Genomic DNA, 19806 nt, shown 5'->3' with positions numbered 1-19806 from the left:
ATTCACAGGGCGCGGGACACGCGTTTTGGCATAAAGGTTGTTCCAAAACATGAGCGCCGATTGCCTTGGTACATACCCGTATGAGGCTGGAATTAAATTCATGCTGCAACCGCAAAATAATGCGTGAATTAATTCGTCGTTTTGAACGGATTTATTTTTGTCACGTGAAGAAATTGTTGGCACCTTAGGCCGCTTGCGCGCTACGTTGTAACGAATTTTTTTACACGGCAAAATTCTCTCTAAGGCTTGCTGGATAAGCCATCGGACGGATCGACCGGCAATTTTTTTCCAATAAAAAATTCGCCAGGCGTAAGAAAAAAATTCATTGCGAGACTTTGGTTACGTTTAATAGCCGAGTTACCGGTTCGGATATGTTCTTCGATTATTTTCTGGTTTTTTGATTTATCGGCTATTTACTACTTGCTCAAAATTGCAATACTCGTTCAAGCCCAGGAGTTACCCTTTCATGACCGCCATCGATACAACCCCTGTCAGCCATCCACACGCGCCTGCTGCATCGGAAACCAGGCTGAGAATCCAGCCCGTCATCCTCGCCGGCGGTGCGGGAACGCGGCTCTGGCCCATGTCGCGCGAGCATTTTCCGAAGCAGTTGATCGGCCTGATCGGCGACCAGTCTCTATTGCAATCCACCGCGCAACGGCTCGATGGCCTGACATACGGCACTGCGCGTGTCGACGACGCAATCATTGTGTGCGGCGAGGATCATCGCTTTACGACCGCGGACCAGTTGCGTTCCGCCGGCCGCAAGGCCGACCTTCTGCTCGAACCGGTGGCGCGCAATACGGCTCCTGCGCTGACCGTTGCCGCCATGCACGCGCTTTCGGCTGGCGACGACGCCATTCTCGTCGTCATGCCCGCCGATCACGTTGTTACGGATAGCGAAGCATTTCACAAGGCAATCGGTGCGGGCGCGAATTGCGCGGAAGACGGCGCCATTGTCACGATGTGCATCGTGCCGACGCACGCAGAAACGGGCTACGGGTATATCAAGGTCGGTCAGCAAATGCTCAGCTCGGGCGCGTGGCTGCTCGAAAAGTTCGTCGAGAAACCGCATCTCGAACTTGCGCGACAGTATGTGAGTTCCGGCGAGTATTGGTGGAACGCGGGGATTTTTATCGTGCGTGCGTCGGTGTGGCTGAAAGCCATTCAGCATTTCCAGCCCGCCATTCACGCCGCTTGCCGCGCTGCCTGCGATGCCGGCACGCGCGACGGCGAATTCTTTCGCCTCGACAAACAAGCGTTTGCGGCGTCGCCTTCGGACTCCATCGACTACGCAGTGATGGAGCAACTCGCCGCCGATCAAAGCATCTGCGCGGGCGCCGTCGTGCCGCTCAGTGCGGGCTGGTCCGATGTCGGATCGTGGGATGCCATCTGGAAGATCCTGCCGAAGGACGCCGAAGAAAACGTCGCGCGCGGACGCGTGATGTTCCAGGGATCGACATCGACGTACGCACATTCCGAAGGCCGCCTGATCGCGTGCGTGGGAACGCATAACCTTGTGATCGTGGAAACGGCCGACGCCATTCTCGTCGCCGATAAATCCTGCGTGCAGGACGTGAAGGCGATTGTCGGGCGCATCAAGGCCGAGCAAGGCAAGGAGGCCGCGGATCATCGCAAGGTGCACAGGCCGTGGGGCCATTACGATTCCGTCGACAACGGCGACCGTTTCCAGGTCAAGCGGATCGTGGTGAAACCAGGCGCGAGGTTGTCATTGCAGATGCATCACCATCGCGCGGAACATTGGGTTGTCGTGCGCGGCACGGCACTCGTGACGCGCGGCAAGGAGGAGTTCATCCTCGCTGAGAACGAGTCGATCTACATTCCGATCGGCGTGCAGCACAGGCTGGAGAATCCGGGAAAGATGCCGCTCGAGATCATCGAAGTGCAATCGGGCACGTATCTGGGCGAAGACGACATCGTCCGCTTCGACGACAAATACGGCCGGCAATGAAAAACGCCACGCGGCGCGCGATTCGAACGCGCCGCATGGCGTGGGGTCTTGCGATGTGCAGCCCTTCTTTAGCTCTGCACGTCCGCAAAGCGGCGCGCTTCAACGGGCGTTGCACGTTCCATTTGCGCATGGTCGACTTCGGCCGCAGCGGCTTCTACTTGCGCCGACGCATCCTGCCCCGGATGCGTGACCCGCGTGGACTGCGACGCGATCCATCTACGCGACCATTCCAGCGCGTACGCCGCCGCTTCCTCCGCGTTGCCGTATCGCGGACCGATCAGGCCCGAGCGCTCGACGCGGCGCCCGTCTTTCACGATTTCGGCCCAGCCGCGGAACATGCTGCCTGCAACCGGACGCGCAATTGCGTAGATGGTGTAGCCGTGACCGTCATGCACCGGCGTGCAGTCGGGCTCGAAGGCCATGGGCACCGGATCGAGCGGACGTCCGGCCATACGCGATGCATCGTGATACATGGCGCGCGGCACATTCATGAGCATCGCGGCGCGGCTCGCGGACAACGCCGTGGACGCATTGGCGCGTGCAACATCATGCGCGTCCGGCAAGCGGCGCGGCACGGCGGCGAACAGCGCATCGACGGCATTCGCACCGCGGCCGTCACCGGCGCCCCACGATTCCGGGTTTTGCCAGAACACGCCACGCAAGCGGTCGCATTCATACGCGTTTTGCGCCTGACGCTGCGGCGCCTCGACAGGTGGCGACGGAACGATGGCGAACGATCTGCCGCGCGTGGCGAGCCGCGTGACCATCTCTATCAGCGTGCCGTCCATTTGCCAGTCGTTGAAACGTCGGCGGCAGGTTGGCACGGTCGGATAGTGGCTGGGAAGCTTCGACCACGTGTCGCCGGTCGTGAGAATCCACAACACCGCATTCACGATAGTGCGCGGATGCGCGCGCGGCCGTCCCCGACGATGTTCACGGACTTCGCCTTCGGCCACAAGCGGGGCGATCAGCGCCCACTCTTCATTGCTGAGTTCGTCGAAAAACATTGGGTTGCTCCATGCAGCCGGACCGCTCTGCGAAAAGTTGAACCAGGCGTTAAACATGCGTAGAGGTGGAATCCACCCGCACGACGCTGAATCAAGAAATTCGATGTGTTCGCAAACGTTTGCTAAAAACAACAAGTTGGTGCATTCCAAATGCATCTAATCCGCGCCGTGGTGCACAACTGGATCCATCTCGGCGCACATTTCATCCTACGTCATAGGATATGAAGAATACGTGCAGGAAGCATACCACCCTAATGGTTTGCCCGAATATGACAAAGCAGTAGATTTTCAGCGGTTCATATCATATTTTATTCTTACAAATTCAGGTAATTTATGCCGACTACATTTCAAAGGCTTGATGCTATTGGTTTAACGAATATTAAGTAGTCTCTGAAAAAAATGCAGTCGTGTTTAGCGCGATATACGCACGCTCGATCAGTTCTAAATCGCTCGTCTGATTGCTTGCGTGGATTCCCTTTAATTGCGGAAGCGGCAGGTCCACGCAATGACAATGCGGGTAGTCGCGCACACGCAAGCCGGGAGCGATCGTGGTGAAAAAAGCCGTTGTGGGAATGTCGAAACCGGCGGCTATGTGGAGCGCGGCTGTGTCGGGCGTGAGCAGGTAACGCGCGCCCCTTATCCACGCAATGAAATCCGGCGTGTTGGGCGAACGCGGCGTGAGATCGGTGTAATGGGCGTGGTCGATCGCGCCGAAGCCCGCCACGGGAAGCCCGAAGCGCTGCCATAGCGCTTCAGCCAGACGCGCGCGTTGCGACACCGGAACGCTACGCACTGGCGTGCTGGCCGTGGGACACAACAGCACGTATTCGCCGCTCGTTGCGTGCGGCGCCGGCAAGCTCAGGTCCTTGAGCCAATGGTTCCGTTTGCGTTTGGCGGGAATTGATTGGGGCGCCAAACCCATTGCATCGATAAAAAAATCGATCATCGGCAATTCGGCGAATTTCGGCCAGAACAGATGATTGCCAAAGTCGATGCGTAATTCTCCTTGCACCGGCGCGCCAAGCTTAACGGGCAAGTCGACAATCCGGCCTAATAGTGGCGCGGCAAGCTCATATAGCTGCTTTACGTATATAGGCGTAAGCCGCGGCCGATAAATCGTGAAGGAAATGTGCGGGAAATTCGCCTTGATCGCGAGAAGCGCAGTGATACCGATAATGGAATCCCCAAGCGCCACACCCATGCCATTGATTACAACTACCTGCGATACGTAAGCATAGTCAAATCTGAACGCAGCCAGCGCCGCGTTAAAGAATCCATTTGAAAGCCCAAGCGCTCGGTAGCCGGTCATCGATCTATTCGAAATTTCGAGATCGTATGACGCAACGATTTCACCATTAGCTGAAAGCAAAGACCCTGGATTACTGATTGCAGAAATTTCGTCAAGCATCATTTGAAATTAACCAGCTTAGTTTTATAAAAAAATCAGAACATCCACGGTTTTCATAGTCGAGCCATTGTCGTCTTTTTATAACTCAGCTCTCACAAGTATATGTCATTCAAGCTACATTATTTTACGCCGTAAGCATTACAGTTGAAAAAAGTTCCTACGGCGGTCTGACGAAAATGGAAAACTGAGTGTCGCATGACAGCAACTGGAACTCTATGCATAGGGCAGGAATGCAATTTACACCGAACGTGCTATAAAGAAGAAACAATGAGGACAACTTTTCTGAGAGGTCAGTGGCTTTGGCCCGGGGCGGCCACGCCCTTCCTTGTGCGACAAATCGAATTCAGAGGGTTTCATTCAAAAAGTATTTATGCCTAGCTTGACAGCTAACGTTTCTGACCGCGTTACCTGACGACTCAGCCATGCTGTAAAAATCTATGAAAAACGGCATGATTTGCTAGACGAAGATAAACCAACAAATCGCTTCGAAGCTTTGCCAGAGGGTTCAGCAATAGCTCCTGAATGCCTACGTGAGATTTAAGAATAAAGCACACGGTAATTTTAAAGGAGGACTGGGGTGAAAAGGGGGAAACCAACAGGCTGCTTATACGACTGCATGCTCTCAAGAAAATCATATTCAAGTGAATTACGAGGTCAGTCGAAGCAACTTAGTTCCGAATGTTGATTGGGAATCAGCGTATTAAACTATTAATTTAAGAATTTTAATTTTCTCGTGACTGCACGTTCACTTTTAAATGCTATCAGACAGACAAATACAAAACAGAATTCAATCCGAAATCGAGCTCGCCTTCTGCTTTACGAGTGTATGTTGATTATAAATGCAGCTTAGAAAGCGGTAGCAATCCTGGGTGCCTTGTAAGTGAACACAGGTACAGCTATTCAAAACAGCGTCTGGAGACTGCCCCGCGCGATTCCTACTCTGACCAGCGTTTCACAGCTGTCCTCGACCTCGGACCGACAGAGCCCTTGTCCCGCGGGGGCACCGGTCTTAACCCAACTGTATCTCTGTACAGGACGGCTGATCGCTGCGTTTGCGTGCACCAGGGACTGCTACGAGCAGTTCGGATTAGTCGCTTGCCGCATGGCGTCCTAATTCGTATCACAACGTTTGGTCCAGAGGGACACACTGCTGTGCAAATAACATGACTGAAGTTCTGAGCGCTTTTAGCGCTGCCTAATCCGAATAGATGTTATCGCTTGAATTCGCTTCTCGATACAAAGCAGGACGTTATAGACGTTATCGAGTTCGTGTCCCCTGTCGGTGCCCCTCACGTGCGCCGAAGCATGTTTGGGAGTGACCAAGACGGTCAAACCAGATTACTTAGCGAAATTCGCAGTTCTTTCTAGGCCGAAAGTCCCACAGAATTTTGGCTCCGAGGCGGCTGTCGGGGTAGTTTCAGCCAAGATGCGATCAACTTTTCGCGTCGGCGCAAGTGGGAGCCAAGTTTATCGCAACTTCGATATTCTTTTTTTCACACCGCCGCGCTCGCGTACGACGGTAGAAACGGTAACTTGACCGCTTTCCGCGGCCCGTTTGTTACTTCGACTTCGTTCACGACCGATTGGAAGTGAACCGAATATTCCGGATAAACCCGTGATAACCAGGACGACACTGCCTCCTCCCGCATGAGGCTTGCAATGTAGCTTGTAGCCACTGAAAGATGAAGATGATCGATTCCATATCCTTCTTCGGTGACGCTGACCTGAGCTTGGAGGATGGCAAGCTCCTTCTCGAGCCGTGCAAGCTGCGCAGATAGATCATTCGTGACTTTTCGTTTCCCGGGGCGATGCAGCTCAAGCAATTCGGGAGGCGTCGCCGCCAAGATTGCTTTCGCAAAGGAGGATGCGAAGTTGCCTTGCCCGCACATCAGTTCCGCGGCTTCAATCTGACGGGTCGGACGCATCGCCTTAAGCGCCGTAAAAGTGGCACCTGGACAAGTCTTATCGGCAAGAAGCGCTTGTGCTTCTCGACAGATCCCAGTCAACAACATCTGCTTCTGGCGCACTGTCCCCGGTCCAATACCCAGAACGGTTGCAAGGTGCTCACGTGACACGCCGTGTGCGAGCGCTTTCGCAATCATCCGGGCATCTTGAGCCTGAGAAAGATGACTGACGTGCTTGTTGTAGGTGTACGCCTCGTCATCAGTCGTGATGAGGCAAAGTGCTTCTTCCATATCGAGTCGCCGTAAGGCTTCAAGCCGAAGCCGGCCATCGAGAACTCTATACAAATTAGATGGCTCGCCCGCTGCCGTGACGACGACCGGTTCAACCAAGCCGACGGCGGCAATAGAAGCGAGTACCTGAAAAAACTTCCTACTGACCAATGCCTGCTGCGGCAACGGCTTGGCGATTCGAAGGGACTTAAGCTTAAGTGTCACGGCACTGCACGCGAACGCTGTTTTGACCCCAACGCCTGTCGGATTTTGATATGCGTTCATGACATCTCCCGACCAAGCCGTTCCTGCAATGCGCGCGGAATCGTCGTTAGCCCCTTGCTAGTGAGAAGCGCAACGAAATCCCTGTTCGAGAGGAGATCTTTTAAAGCTGTGACAATAAATAACAGACGCGTTTGCACAAGTTCAGCTTTCTTCACTAGCAGCCGTTGCTTTCCGGCCTCCTTGATATACATTCTTCGTAGGCGTTCAGGTGTCAGTGCTTTAGATTCAACCGAGCTCGACCCGTGCTTGGATCGTCCGGGACCGGCGCAGGCTCGGCGTTGAACAAGGCGCTGCACCACTACAATCTGCCGACCCTTGAGCGTCCCATCGGCATATGCATCGGCTAACGCACGTTGCACGTCCAAATCCGAGGCTTTTGAGATGTGAATAGCAAGCCGCAGCGGGATCGTACCGTTCTCGACTGCTGCCAGAAGGCGCTCTTCCCCGGACTCGACAAGCACGAGCAAGTCCTGAAGATAATTCACCGAAACGCCGACCTTGATTGCGAGATCTTTGTCTGAACACCCCGCTTGGCGTAGCGTCTGAACGGCGGCGAGAAGTTCGGCAGCCGAGTGATTGCGTCTCGCGACATTTTCCACGAGGCTGCGCACCAGGCAGCCTTGTTCATCGTCTTCGACGATAAACGCTGGCGCCTCCAAATAACCAAGTAGCCGGAGCGCCTCAATACGCCCCTGCCCACACACGAGGTTGTATGTGCTGTACCCGTCGTCGGTTGAACGCAAGCTGACTGTGATGGGTCGCTTCAATCCGACAGCCGCAATGCTGTCTATGATTTCCTGGTGCTTGACCTTGCTTCGAGCTCGCGGATTGAGAATCGTAATGCTGTCAATCGGGACGGTGATTATTTGCCGCGTTTCGGGGTTCACGAAAAACCTCCAAAGGAACTCGAGCCGTAAGTTCGAGCAAGATTTTTAAATCAAAATAACGAAACATTTCAAGCTGAGGGATAGGCTTCTCCGTCAGCTCAGTCTGCTTCTGCGGTCCCAAGCTGCCCTTGGGCAGTACGAAAAAATCAATAAAATTCACAGCAAATCGGTCAGCACGGGCGAGCACGAGGATGTCGACCGGCGGATGGACCTCCGGCCATTTGATGATCCATCGCACTGGCTTGTAGAGGGTGCGCGTCGCCGGGCGTACGTTAAGCTTTATCCGAATCTCGTTGTCGACACAAAGCAGGGTTTTGTCCAGTGAGTGATGCACCTCATGGCCTGCGTCCCTCAGCGTTGCTATGACAGTATCGGACAGTCGGCTGTGAAGGACTTTCGCCGCCCGTAGAACGCGTAAAAACCCGTAGTCGTGCCCATTGTCAAATCCGATCGTTCGATAAACTTCAGTTAAGCTGCCAAACCGTTTTCTGTAGGTCTGCACTCCTGGGAGCGAACGGTCGGCGGTAATGGCCTTAGCCGTTACTTTGCCGATTTTTTCATGCAGCGCCACGAGTTTGACAAGAAGATCGTCGTCTGGCATCAAATGCGTTCGGCTATCGAGGCGCAGTTGCACAGCATCGAATGTCGCGCGATCGACGACCGGCTCGAATACGCCCACCGCTCGCACCCATTGCTCCGGCGGATTCTTCACTCTCGGTGTGTGTAGCCTCACCGAAGTTCGGTTATAAACGTTGTTGCCCGCATACTTTTCACTCGTGAGCAGACGAGTAATCGCATCCTTGAGCCATCGGCGATTCAAGTCGGTCCGAAGACCGAAATCGTTTAGCCTTTTAGCAATACGGGTTGGGCTCAAGTTCTCCGTTAGGAACCATTCGTAGACGCGTCGCACCAACGCAACTTCGTGTGCAGGACCCGGCACGATGACGACATGGTCGCTCTGAAGGTTTTTCCGTTCCCCGTTGTGCAACGGCCCTTTCACATTGCCGTTGAAATCGACAAGCACCCGTTGAAGCGCATAGCCCGCGGCGGCACCTTGCCTGAATCCCTCGCGCGTGCCGCGGCACTGCCCCAAGAACACTTTCAACGAGAGCTCGCGGCTGTACTCGCCAGCCATTGCTCGCTTAAGCGTTTTCATGATGTTCGAGGATGCGCTGTTGTCGTTCTCGAACGGTTCGGCACAATAGACAACACGCACGCCGGCGCGTCGACACACATATTCGTAGTGCGCGCTTTCATCCACATCTTGAAAGCGTCCCCAGCGCGATACGTCGTACACCAAGAGCACACTGAAGATGCGCTTCTCATCGAGTACATCTTGTAAGAGGCGAGCTAACGCGGGCCGATTTCTCATCGAAAGCCCGCTCTTGCCATAGTCCTCGTATGTTGCTGCGATATGAATGCCGTGTATTGTGGCGTACCGCGCGAGTATCTCTTTTTGGTTAGTGGGCGAGTCGCGTTGCAGGTCTGTGGACATACGCACGTATTGAACCGCAGTCGACGATGTGTCCGGTCGGGGGCGCGTATGGGTCGCGGGTCGCATACCACACCTCCCGATCAAGCTAGTGTGATAGCTGATGATGCGAATAATGCAAGCTCCGCGTACGGATCGCTCTGATCCGAGGCGTTTTTGTAACTGACGTTCCGCTTGAAGGAGAGAAGCGCCAGGGCATGCTAGTCAAGCATCGAACAAAAAAATGCAACGAGCGCGAAGTCGGAACGGTCTCGCAAAAACTTTCTTTGTAGATTTCCCGGTATGTACCCAGTCGTAGAACTCAAGATGCTGTGGCAGTGTTGCGGTAGGTCCTGTCAGCAGCCAACGGAACTGTCGCCAGGCCGCCAAGTTAGGCCGAGTGTAGATCGGAGTCAGGGTCGCCTGTCCTCGCCGAAACATCCTGAAGTCCATCTCTTTCGTTGAGCGCATTGCTGCAAAGTTGCCAGATCTGCTGAACGTGTAAGTTTCGATAGTTCGGCATCATCTCATGAGTGAAGAGCAGTGCGATATCACGATGAGCGATCCGCCTTTTTGCTGCGATTTGGTCACGAGCAAGCTTAAATCCGAACTGTCCAAGACGCACACGTTGAAGCCAACTCGCTGACTGCCGATTCCTTGTCAGCCAGATCCGAATCGACTCGACCGAATGTTCCACTTTCCAATTGTTGGTTAAAGCGTGTGACGTCAAAGCGCTCAATACCACATAGCAAAGAAGATGAGCTTGCATATCTGGCAGTAGGTGCTGCGATTTATTCATAGTTTTGGACCCACTCGAATTGGCGCTGGCGATGCTTTTTTTAAAAATGATTCGACTTGAATATTACTGGCTAGCCCTCGCGGGGGCCACTGCAACTTGCGTAACAATACTGAGCAGAAATCGAATCGATTAATCCATTGCACAATTCGTAGCGACGAGCCAATGTCCAGCTATGTGCGTCAGCGATCGTAAAGCAGCGTAGGGATGTTAAAACTAGCGACTGGAGAAGACCGCCGCAGCGAGTTCAGCGCTCTGGTGCGGTCGTGAAGTGCGTGCGAGCACCGATCACACATGCCCTCACGTGCGGCTATGGTTGCCGCTGGTTTAGTGATAGTCATCTTCACGTTGATGCCGGACGGCGAGAATACTAACAGTACGCTCGTCCTCAATCTCAAATAAGGCGACGTAGCCAGCGTCGCCAAACGACACGACCAGCTCCCGAAGATAAGCGTTATCAGGTTCGACCTTGCGGCACGTGTAAGGAAAAGACTCGAGCAACTCGGCGGCCTTGCGGATGGACACCAGTGCGCGGCGCGCGGCCGGTGCGTCTCTTTCAAGCAGGAACTCGTACAGGCGCAACAGATCAGCGCGCGCTTCAGCGGTGTAGCGAACCCGATGGCTCAACGGTTGCCCTGCGATTGCTCGGCCGCAACCAGCATCGCTTCCAGTTCGGCATGCACGTCGGTCGCGTCGTAGTACTCGCCCGTGCGGCGCGCCTCGTCACGGGACTGCAAACCGCGCGCGACAAAATCCCTTTGCATCTGCCGGCGGTTGACGCTTGCGCGCAGGGATGACTCCATTAACGACGACAGGCTTTCTCCGTCGAGCAAGACGCTTTCGGCCGCTTGGCGCAGTTCAGGGTCAACCCGCAGCGACGGTAACGAAGCGGTTTTCATTTGCTAACTCCATGCGTTGCATTTGCAGCGCATAGGTTACCACGGCTCCTCTGCCGCATGGAATGATTGATAAAAGCTGTCTTTAACGATAATCAGACAAGGGCAGGTTTCTAAAAACGTTCGGTTATCGTCAGAAAGCGACGCCGTCAGATAGAAATCAGCGTCCAGGCCGGACACCGTTAGAATGCCCCCGCAGGATTCCTACATCGCCGCCAAGTGCTTCTCCCCTACCGCTTCGCCGGTCTGACTTTGCGACAGCACGCGAGGCGCCTTGAGACCGAGCTGTCGACAGACCGCTGATAAAAACGGTTTCGAATCACCTTGGGCACATGCTCGCGCGGCCATGGCGATCGCGGCATCGCTCACCTGCTTACGCAACCAAACCAGTACCGTGCGATCGCGCTCATTTTGGACTCGGACCCATTCTTCCATGGCACCCTCCGATAGCTGTACGTTTATACAGTACTTAAGATAGTGCGCCTATATGACAAAGACAAGATCCGAAGTGCAACGCTATGTGGGTTATCGACCATTTAAGTAACGTACGAGGGCGGGACCCGGGATCCGGGCGCCTGATCCAGGCTTTCCTCGGGGATGATGTCGTCAGTCGCCTCGCCGGAGCTGAATCCACTGTCTTCTGCGCTGAAATAAATACGGCGCATGAAGCCCAACGTGTGGGAGAGGCGCTGTGCTAAAAACTATTGCAGCTCTACCGAATCGGTAATCGCGAAATCTTGATGAGCGCGAGTGTTGGAGTAGCTTTAGCAACCAAGCACGACTCGACGCTCGATGAGCTTTTGGCGAAAGCCGACGCTGCGATGTACCGCGCAACGAAGACGAAAAAGGATAAATATTTCATCTCCGCCTGTCGGCTGTGATTGACTTCGGCGCTGAGCTTGATTGATTCTTTCTGCTGCGTTTGGCACGGGTGAAAGTCGACATCACAAATCGCCCGGATGATCTATCAGCCTAGTTCGCGAGGACGCTGGATCACGGTTGCTCGCGCAAGAGCGGCGTGGCCGTGGGCGCGTGGGCGCGTGGGTGCGTGGGCGCGTGGGCGCGTGGGCGCGATTGAATATTAGCTAAGCTTGGCGTGGCAATGAGATGCGAAATTAACTATGCCTCAAAGACGATCGACCAAAAATTTTTTATCCAACCAGCGCGGTGTTTGCTCGCTGAAATCTGCTTGATCATAGGGCCTAGAAACGCGGCCATGAATCAATGGATGTACGGCAACCAGCGATGCATTATATTTATTTAATCGGAGCAGCCGCTGGGCCCGTGCAAGCAAGCGCTTTTCGTAAGGATGTAGAAACAACAGCGTGTCGATCTCTGTGAGCAAAATCGAAATACCGTTGTCGAGGTTCGAAGCATGAACTTTTGCCGACGAACCTGAGACCTTGAACAAATTAACCCATTCAACCTCTAATTGGGCCGCAAAGCGCTGCTGAGATGGCTCAGCGATGCAGGCATGACGCCCGTGCGGGGTTGTCGCGTCTTTGCGATACGTTCCGCTGTGATTTGACGTTCGGGTTGCCGCAATCGACAAGCCGCGAACTCTGCCGAGAAAGGATCCGTCAATTCCCAGTGGCTACGAGTTTAGACACAATCTGGGCCAGCACTGGACGATCGCATTCTGATCATGGCAGACCGCAGACCATACGTAACCGGCCATTCGATATTGCCTCGCCAGTCCGGCCGAAACAGCACTAGCGCGTGCCCGTACGCTCGTGATTGCCTGCCAGCTCCACTACGAAGTCAATAAAAGCGCGGGTCTTCGCCGGCACATGGTGCCGGGATGCGTAGTAGACGTATAACGGATACCGTTCGTCTACCCACTCGGGAAAGAGATTGATCAAACTGCCGTCGGCAATCAGGGGCTCGGCACCGAGCAACAACATCTGAGCAATTCCGGAACCGGCGAGACATGCGTTGAGCAACGCACTCGGGTCGTTGACCGTGAGCCGTCCCCGGGTGTCGACCACAATGCTTTTTCGCTTGCGATGAAATTCCCATTGGAACGGCTTGCCTGTCTCCGGGTTGCGAAATTCAAGGCATCTGTGGCTTCCACCTTTGAGGTCCTCCGGTTTTGCCGGCCGTCCCCAGCGGGCAACGTATGAGGGCGCTGCGACCGTGACGACGCGGGTGTCGAGCAGCTTCCTTGCAATCAGGGTAGACGCTTTGGGTTCGCCGAATCGCACGGCGAGGTCGAAGCCGTCCATGACAAGGTCGCCAAGACTGTCCCGCGCGATGAACTCGATTTCGAGTTCGGGGTGCGCGTCCATAAATGCATCGAGTTGTTGCCCGAGAATGGTCCGGTAGACAACAGGATCCAGATTGATTCTGAGCTTCCCACGCACAACGGACGCGATACCTGCCGCAGCGGCCGCTGCTTCCTCAAGCCCAGCGAGATGGGGCATGACCTGCTCGTAAAAGCGACGGCCCTCTTCAGTCAGGGAGACGGAGCGCGTTGTCCGGCTGAAGAGCCGGATGTTCAACTTTTTTTCCAGCCGCGCAATCGCCCGACTGACGCCCGGCGGGGTCATTCCTATCACCTCCGAAGCGGCCACAAACGTTCCCGCATCCACGACGGCGGCGAACACGCTAATGCTGCCGGAAAGTTTCTCGCTACTGGATCTCATGGTTGCTCGAGTTAATACGTTTGGAGAAGCGTGACCGACCAGGTGAGAGCGAACGCTGCGCCTTGCAGCAGTGCTGGACATGTCCGTTGATCATGCCAAATCAGTGACGCGTTGTCACTTATCTGATGACATCCATGTCATTTTGTTTTGTTTAATGCTTGCCCAGAATAAGTCTCACCGAGACATCCGCTGGACGCATCAACGCAAACCGGCCACGGCGCGCGTTTTTCGCCAATCACTGAAGCACAGTAATGCCGCGATTCATTCATTTAATTAGGAAGAAACGAAAAATGGCAGTTCAAACAGATCGTCGTCGTCTTCTGAAGGGAGCGTCAAGCCTGCTAGCCCTTGCGACACTTGGTGGCACCGCAAGTCGCGACGCGCGGGCAGTATCGCAGCGTCCGAATGGCGACGCCGTGCTGGCCCATCACCCGGCCTGCAGTTCAATCGATCAATGCCTGCAACGGGCGGTGGACGACGGTACGGTCGCCGGCGTTGTCGCCATGGCCGCAACCGACGATGGACTGGTTTACGAGGGAGCGCGTGGCCTGGCGAATGCGCGCACTGGCGAGGCCATTAGCCCTGACACGGTCTTCTGGCTCCTGTCGATGACAAAGGCGATTACCGCAACTGCGTGCATGCAGCTCATCGAACAGGGCAGACTGCGGCTGGATCAACCTGCGGGCGAGATCCTGCCGCAGTTGAAGTCGCCTCAAATCCTCGACGGATTCGACGCCTCCGGGCAGCCCAAGCTGCGTCCTGCGCGCAATGCGATCACGGTGCGCCATCTCCTCACGCATACCTCTGGCTTTACCTACAGCATCTGGAGCGACAAGCTAAGCCGGTACGAGACAGTAACGGGCATGCCGGACATCGGCTATTCGATGAACGGCGCGTTCGCGGCGCCGCTCGAGTTCGAGCCCGGCGAGCGCTGGGAGTACGGCATCAGCATGGACTGGGTCGGCAAACTGGTCGAGGCCGTGACCGATCAGTCGCTGGAAGTCTACTTCCGCGAGAACATCTTCGATCCGCTCGGCATGCGCAACACGGGCTTTCTCATCGGCAGCAAGCAGAAGCAGCGCGTCGCGACCATGCACAGGCGTCAGGCGGACGGCTCCCTCGCGCCCGAGCCGTTCGAGATCAATCAGCGCCCAGAATTTTTCATGGGCGGAGGCGGACTCTTCAGCACGCCGCGCGACTACATGGCGTTCCTGCAGATGCTCTTAATGGGCGGCACCTATCGCGGAGAACGCGTGCTACGCGCCGACACCGTCACGACGATGTTCCGCAATCACATTGGCGATCTGCAGGTCGCGGAAATGAAGACGGCGCAGCCGTCGTGGTCGAACAGCTTCGATCAGTTTCCCGGCACCGCGCACAAGTGGGGGTTGTCCTTCGACATCAATGCAGAGCAAGGACCGCATGGACGCAGTGCAGGCAGCGTGAGCTGGGCCGGGTTGTTGAACACCTACTTCTGGGTGGATCCGGTCAAGCGGGTCGCCGGATCGCTCTTTACGCAGATGCTGCCTTTTTACGACGCGCGCGTAGTGAACCTCTACGGACAGTTCGAGCAGGCGTTTTACGACGGTTTGCGTCGCGCTTGAGCGGTCGGCCGTCGGCACCTTCACGCTGCGTCGCCCGATATGTCCACATATAGAGAACAAGCAATGTATGCAATCACAGAGGTTGCCGGCAAAGTGAGCGGCGAACTGGTGGCTACTGGTCAGCCGGTACGCGCAGTAGTGCGCGATGCGACCCAGACAGAGGCGTGGGCAGAGCGAGGTTGCGAGATCGCGACAGATTTCATTGAAGACCCTTCATCGCTCGCCGCCGCGTTCGAAGGCTCGACGAGCGTTTTCATCCTGCCGCCTTAGAAATTCGATCCAGGGCCCGGGTTTCCTGAAGCGCGCACAGTGATTGAGGCTGAGTCCGCAGCCCTCCTGAAGGCAGAGCCCGACAAAGTCGTTTGCATCTCGACGATCGGCGCACAGGCCGACGAGGGCAACCTGCTCACTCAACGCACGCTGATGGAGCAGGCGCTGCGCGAGGTGCCGATGCCGGTGACGTTCCTGCGGCCAGCCTGATTCATGGAGAACGCCGCATGGGATGTCGCGTCAGCAAGCGACGACGGCGTCATTGCCAGTTACGTGCAGCCGCTCGATAAGCCGGTGCCGATGTCGCACCGCGGACGTAGGCCGCGTAGCTGCCGAACTGCTTGAGCAGACATGGCACAGTGTGCGCATCGTCGAGCTTGAAAGTCCTCGCGGGCGAGTCCCAAGGATCTCGCAGTCGCTTTCGCCGAGGTGTTGCGTCGTCAGGTACGTGCGGAAGTTGTCGAAAGGCAGACGTGGGAAGCGCTGTCCGCAAGCAGGGCATGAAGCATCCTCTGCCTCGCATGCGGTGCTGAATGGCTTTCAACGAAGACTGGATCTAACTCGAAAGCAGTTCTGAATAAATCTTTCACGGCCACGTCGAACCGGAGACCGTTCTGGGCGAGCTTGTGTCACGCCGAATCTGACCATAGCCAATGGCGCGACACGTGGACTCTAGGTCTTACTCTACCGATGCATCAGGTTTTAATTCAAACAAGGAATACACAATGGAATACAGCACGCTTGGCAGAACTGGTCTACGCGTTTCACGGCTTAGCTTGGGCGCAATGACTTTCGGTGCTGGCTCGGGCATCTGGGGCAATATTGCCGGCTTGAACAGCGATAAGGCCGCCCGGCTCGTTGCGATGGCCGTGGAACGTGGCGTCAACCTGATCGACACGGCGGACGCCTATTCACAAGGTCGCTCAGAAGAGGTCGTGGGCCATGTGCTGAAAGCATTGAAATTGGACGAAGATCGAATGCTCGTCGCGACCAAGATTCGGCTACGCACCGGCACCGGCCAGAACGATGTGGGATTGGGCCGCTCACACATCATGCGCTCGGTCGAGACAAGCCTGAAGAGACTTGGTCGCGATCACATTGACCTGTTCCAGTTGCACGACCGTGACGCGCTCGTTCCGCTCGACGAAACGCTTCGTGTGCTGGACGACCTCGTCATGCAGGGCAAAGTCCGCCATATTGGCGTGTGCAATTTCAGTGCAGGCGATCTTGAGCGGGCCGTCGGGATAACGTCCCGTAACGATCGGGTTCATGTCGTAAGCAATCAGGTGCACTATTCCCTGACGAGCCGCGATATCGAACACGAAATCATGCCGGTTGCAGCGACAAACAGAATGGGCCTTCTGGTCTGGAGTCCGCTCGCAGGTGGCTATCTGAGCGGCAAGTACTCGCAGAATGGTGAAACTGTCGGGCGGCGTGCGAAGCTCGACTTTCCCCCGGTTGATACGGTCAGGGGCGAGTTGATCCTCACAGTAATGCGTGAAGTCGCCGACGAACTAGCGGCCACGCCGGCTCAAGTCGCATTAGGCTGGTTGCTTGCGCGCGAGCCGATCACTTCTGTCATTGTTGGAGCCCGCACATGCGAGCAACTCGCCGCTAACCTCGATGCACAGAACCTCGCACTAACCTCCGAACAATGCGCGCGGCTCGATAAGGTATCTGAACCGTCAGTTCCCTTCCCCTACTGGATGCAACGCTTTCATGACCAGGATCGAGTCTGCGGCTGAAGAGACGGGCGTCGGGGATCCTGCCTCCGCAAGGCCGTTGAGTGGAGAATGCCTGTGGTCATGAGCGGCAGCTCATCCTCGAATAGTCGCCGTTCGAAGTCTGCGGCTAGCCAACCGGAACGGGTCGACGTGTGCCGATCACGGAACGATAAGCTGTAGGCCGCACCGCGGTTCAGTGTTTGCCCCCAGTCGGACGGGAACAGTCCTTCACAAGTCACCATCATCGGCCATTCGACTGACGAGAGTGAGGTACTTACCGGCCATTTGATAGCACTTTTCTATCGCCGATCAAAGGACGTGTGCGAGGACAATCTTGCAACGTATTCGGTTGTGAGTTGCTGCGTCACGACGGCAAGCGAATCAGACCTTCTTGACTGCGCGCCGATAATATTAACGTTCAAGTCCATCCCGCGTGTATGGAAGTTTTTTCGTAAGCGTTGCCTCCGACTCATACCATCAGATAGGTGGTCTCTCACGCCGATGCCTGTGATAGTGGAATCGTTTCTCCAAGCGAGGCCTCGTATGAAAATTGCCTTACTCGCCGACTATCAAGATGCCGCGCTTCATCTCGCAGACTGGACCCGGGTCGCGGCGCGCACGAAGATCACGGTATTTCCCGATACGATCGACACCGCGACTGCGCTGCGTGGCGCGGAAAACACCGGGCAGCTTGCGACCGAGGTGACCGCATCGAGTGCCTGAGCGGTTGAAAAATGCGCCAGCATAATCGCGTCGTAACCATGCAGGCTTGCGGCCTTTCGCGCCACCAGACAATTGTGCGTTTCGCTGTCGCCCGCACTCAATCTTTCCATCGCGTCGTCAACTACGAAGGTGGCGAGCGTAGCGTGCGGATTCGTGCGTGATGCCTCGCTGAAAAACTCTGTCACCATTGTTGGCAACGCAGGCTCAATGGTCACGAACATTGCGAGGTTTTTGCCACGTGCAAGCGCATCGGCGAACATGGCCGCATTCGGTTTGCAGACTGGTACCGGAAGTTCGGCATCGGCCTTTTCGATTGCGGGACCGAACGCCGAACACGTTGCAAGGATGCCATCGGCGCCGCTCTCGTAGCCGTATCGCGTGACATTCACGAAGCGCGTTCGCAACGACTCGGACAGGTCGTTGCTGCTGCCACGGGCTGCCGTCAGGCTGTCGTCGAGCAGGTTGGTCAGTCGAGCCTCTGGCCAATCGGCCAGGAATGCTGCGTGAATTGGCGCGATGGCCACGGGTGTGGCGTGCAGCAGCACGATGGAAAGGTCTTGTCTCATGGAATGCTCATTAGCCGCTCGTTGACTGTCCGATCACGGGGTCTGCAATGATTCGGAGCGTATCAACGACGACGATCGATTCCAAATGCAAAGAACTCAAGACGTGTTGAATTTGAGTGATCAGCATCTGCTCCTCTTGACGCCACATCCTCAGGAACTTCGCCAGACCCGCGTTCAAAGAGACGTAGAGGCGACCTCGGTGCGCATGGAAATTACGGCCCCCCGAATACGTCTTACGACGAGCTAGTCGATTTCGCATACTCATGATCACAACGGGTCGACACATTGGGACGCGGGTGCGTCAACGCACACGGCCGCACATCTAATCGGATCTACAAGTGAGCTCCGCTCAAGGCCGCATGCAGGGTTTGGCAACGGCTCAAAGCGGATCCCAATCACACTGACGTGAGCGAAAGATCTCGCGTTACAGTCTGGCAAGCCTCATCGAACCAAATGAGCGTCATGGACGCAGCCAAAGTTCCCAAGTACTTCCATGATTGTGTGGACAGCCCGTCTGCCTAACCACCCTTTCCTGCAGACGCGCGCTCACCCTGAAGTTCAGACCTCCTTCAATGCCCGCAGTCGTTACGCCATTAAGCCGTTGTCTCCTTGACAGTGGCTTAAGACATGGTAGCCATAGCAGCATTACATCTGATGAATGCGTGTTGGCGTACGGAACGTGTTATGTCAGCGCTCTAAAGTAACTAGTGTGAATGGCGGTCGGAAAGCGACACCAGATGGCGGCGTCAATCAGAAACGCTAAATGACTTGTTCTTCAGAACGGGTTTTTCGACGACGGGCGGAGGTGCCGATGGGCAGGTATTTGGGTGCGTCGGAAGGAGCCCGAAGGGCGAGTGCAGACGCGCCCGGTGCTGCTCGCGTCTGGCGGGGGGTGACGCGAAGGGCGGGATGCGGTAGAAGAAGTTTTACCTACCGCCGAACAAACAGGTCCGACACCGGCCCAAACTGCCAGGTTCATTCCGGTGTCGAACCCAACACGCGTACGACGGGGCACGAGTGTGCGCCAAGTATTGCACGCTTGGTCAGCCCTGTCGATATTGCATCGGCATTGACAGGGATTCTCGATGCCGGCGTCAGGTCGACTGTTCGTGTGCGTGCGCTGTCGGGCACAGGTCATTGTTTGCCGCCGTTGCGACCGCGGCCAAATCTATTGCAATAGCGACTGCTCCGAGCTTTCGCGTCATTCCAGCATGCGCGAGGCCGGCCGGCGCTACCAGCGCAGCCGCCATGGCCGCTTTGCACACGCCGAACGGATGCGCCGCTATCGCAGCCGCCGGAATAAAGTGACGCATCACGGTTCCGTCATGCCTGCCGCCGATGCTCTACTGGCACCGACTTCGACGACGTCGGCGGCCAC

The 19806-nt window shown here is 55.9% G+C and carries 14 protein-coding genes and 1 pseudogene; 4 read left to right on the top strand and 11 right to left on the bottom strand.

What is annotated here, in order from left to right; genetic code table 11:
• Positions 1-466: 466 nt before the first annotated feature.
• Positions 467-1972, top strand: coding sequence for a mannose-1-phosphate guanylyltransferase/mannose-6-phosphate isomerase (locus tag HB633_RS13840; protein WP_213778666.1), 1506 nt, complete (start codon positions 467-469; stop codon positions 1970-1972).
• Positions 1973-2040: 68 nt separating this feature from the next.
• Here HB633_RS13840 and HB633_RS13835 read toward each other — a convergent pair whose 3' ends face one another.
• The 10 genes from HB633_RS13835 to HB633_RS13785 form a co-directional block, all read right to left on the bottom strand.
• On the bottom strand, positions 2041-2979 hold the full coding sequence (locus HB633_RS13835; protein ID WP_255580930.1) for a transposase: 939 nt from the start codon (positions 2977-2979) through the stop codon (positions 2041-2043).
• Positions 2980-3358: 379 nt separating this feature from the next.
• Complete coding sequence (locus HB633_RS13830) at positions 3359-4288, bottom strand: ADP-heptose--LPS heptosyltransferase (RefSeq protein WP_255580929.1); 930 nt, start codon at positions 4286-4288, stop codon at positions 3359-3361.
• Between the two features lie 1592 nt (positions 4289-5880).
• On the bottom strand, positions 5881-6846 hold the full coding sequence (locus tag HB633_RS13825) for a plasmid partitioning protein RepB C-terminal domain-containing protein (protein ID WP_213778664.1): 966 nt from the start codon (positions 6844-6846) through the stop codon (positions 5881-5883).
• On the bottom strand, positions 6843-7733 hold the full coding sequence (locus tag HB633_RS13820; RefSeq protein ID WP_213778663.1) for a ParB/RepB/Spo0J family partition protein: 891 nt from the start codon (positions 7731-7733) through the stop codon (positions 6843-6845). Before HB633_RS13820 ends, HB633_RS13825 begins: the two co-directional genes overlap by 4 nt.
• Positions 7693-9294: a recombinase family protein gene (locus tag HB633_RS13815; protein WP_255580928.1), complete on the bottom strand. Its 1602-nt coding sequence runs from the start codon at positions 9292-9294 to the stop codon at positions 7693-7695. Before HB633_RS13815 ends, HB633_RS13820 begins: the two co-directional genes overlap by 41 nt.
• A 1033-nt stretch (positions 9295-10327) precedes the next feature.
• Positions 10328-10627, bottom strand: coding sequence for a type II toxin-antitoxin system RelE/ParE family toxin (locus HB633_RS13810; protein ID WP_213778661.1), 300 nt, complete (start codon positions 10625-10627; stop codon positions 10328-10330).
• The gene (locus tag HB633_RS13805; RefSeq protein ID WP_213778660.1) at positions 10624-10899 is read right to left on the bottom strand and encodes a YlcI/YnfO family protein; all 276 of its coding nucleotides are present in this window, start codon (positions 10897-10899) and stop codon (positions 10624-10626) included. The genes HB633_RS13810 and HB633_RS13805 overlap by 4 nt, the downstream gene beginning before the upstream one ends.
• 201 nt (positions 10900-11100) lie before the next feature.
• The gene (locus HB633_RS13800; protein ID WP_213778659.1) at positions 11101-11331 is read right to left on the bottom strand and encodes a hypothetical protein; all 231 of its coding nucleotides are present in this window, start codon (positions 11329-11331) and stop codon (positions 11101-11103) included.
• Between the two features lie 691 nt (positions 11332-12022).
• Positions 12023-12448: a hypothetical protein gene (locus HB633_RS13790; protein ID WP_213778657.1), complete on the bottom strand. Its 426-nt coding sequence runs from the start codon at positions 12446-12448 to the stop codon at positions 12023-12025.
• 160 nt (positions 12449-12608) lie between these two features.
• Entirely contained in the window at positions 12609-13541 is a 933-nt protein-coding gene (locus HB633_RS13785) for a LysR family transcriptional regulator (protein ID WP_213779056.1), read from the bottom strand.
• Positions 13542-13831: 290 nt separating this feature from the next.
• On the opposite strand from HB633_RS13785, the gene HB633_RS13780 reads away from it, so the two are divergent.
• From HB633_RS13780 to HB633_RS13770, 3 genes and pseudogenes are all read left to right on the top strand, one after another.
• Positions 13832-15145 carry a serine hydrolase domain-containing protein gene (locus tag HB633_RS13780; RefSeq protein WP_213778656.1) on the top strand — a complete coding sequence of 438 codons (1314 nt, stop codon included), beginning with the start codon at positions 13832-13834 and terminating at the stop codon, positions 15143-15145.
• 63 nt (positions 15146-15208) lie between these two features.
• Positions 15209-16059, top strand: a pseudogene (locus tag HB633_RS13775) (NmrA family NAD(P)-binding protein).
• 81 nt (positions 16060-16140) lie between these two features.
• A complete protein-coding gene (locus HB633_RS13770) occupies positions 16141-17160 on the top strand; it encodes an aldo/keto reductase (protein ID WP_213778655.1) in 1020 nt (339 codons plus the stop codon).
• Between the two features lie 563 nt (positions 17161-17723).
• Here the strand turns inward: HB633_RS13770 and HB633_RS13765 are convergent.
• Positions 17724-18428, bottom strand: a complete 705-nt coding sequence (locus tag HB633_RS13765) for an arylsulfatase (RefSeq protein WP_213778654.1) — start codon at positions 18426-18428, stop codon at positions 17724-17726.
• Positions 18429-19806 lie beyond the last annotated feature (1378 nt).

It is taken from the genome of Caballeronia sp. dw_276 (assembly GCF_018449635.1).
Lineage (GTDB): Bacteria > Pseudomonadota > Gammaproteobacteria > Burkholderiales > Burkholderiaceae > Caballeronia.
Note: the sequence above shows the minus strand (reverse complement) of the source record. Positions and strands in the feature narration are given on the sequence as shown.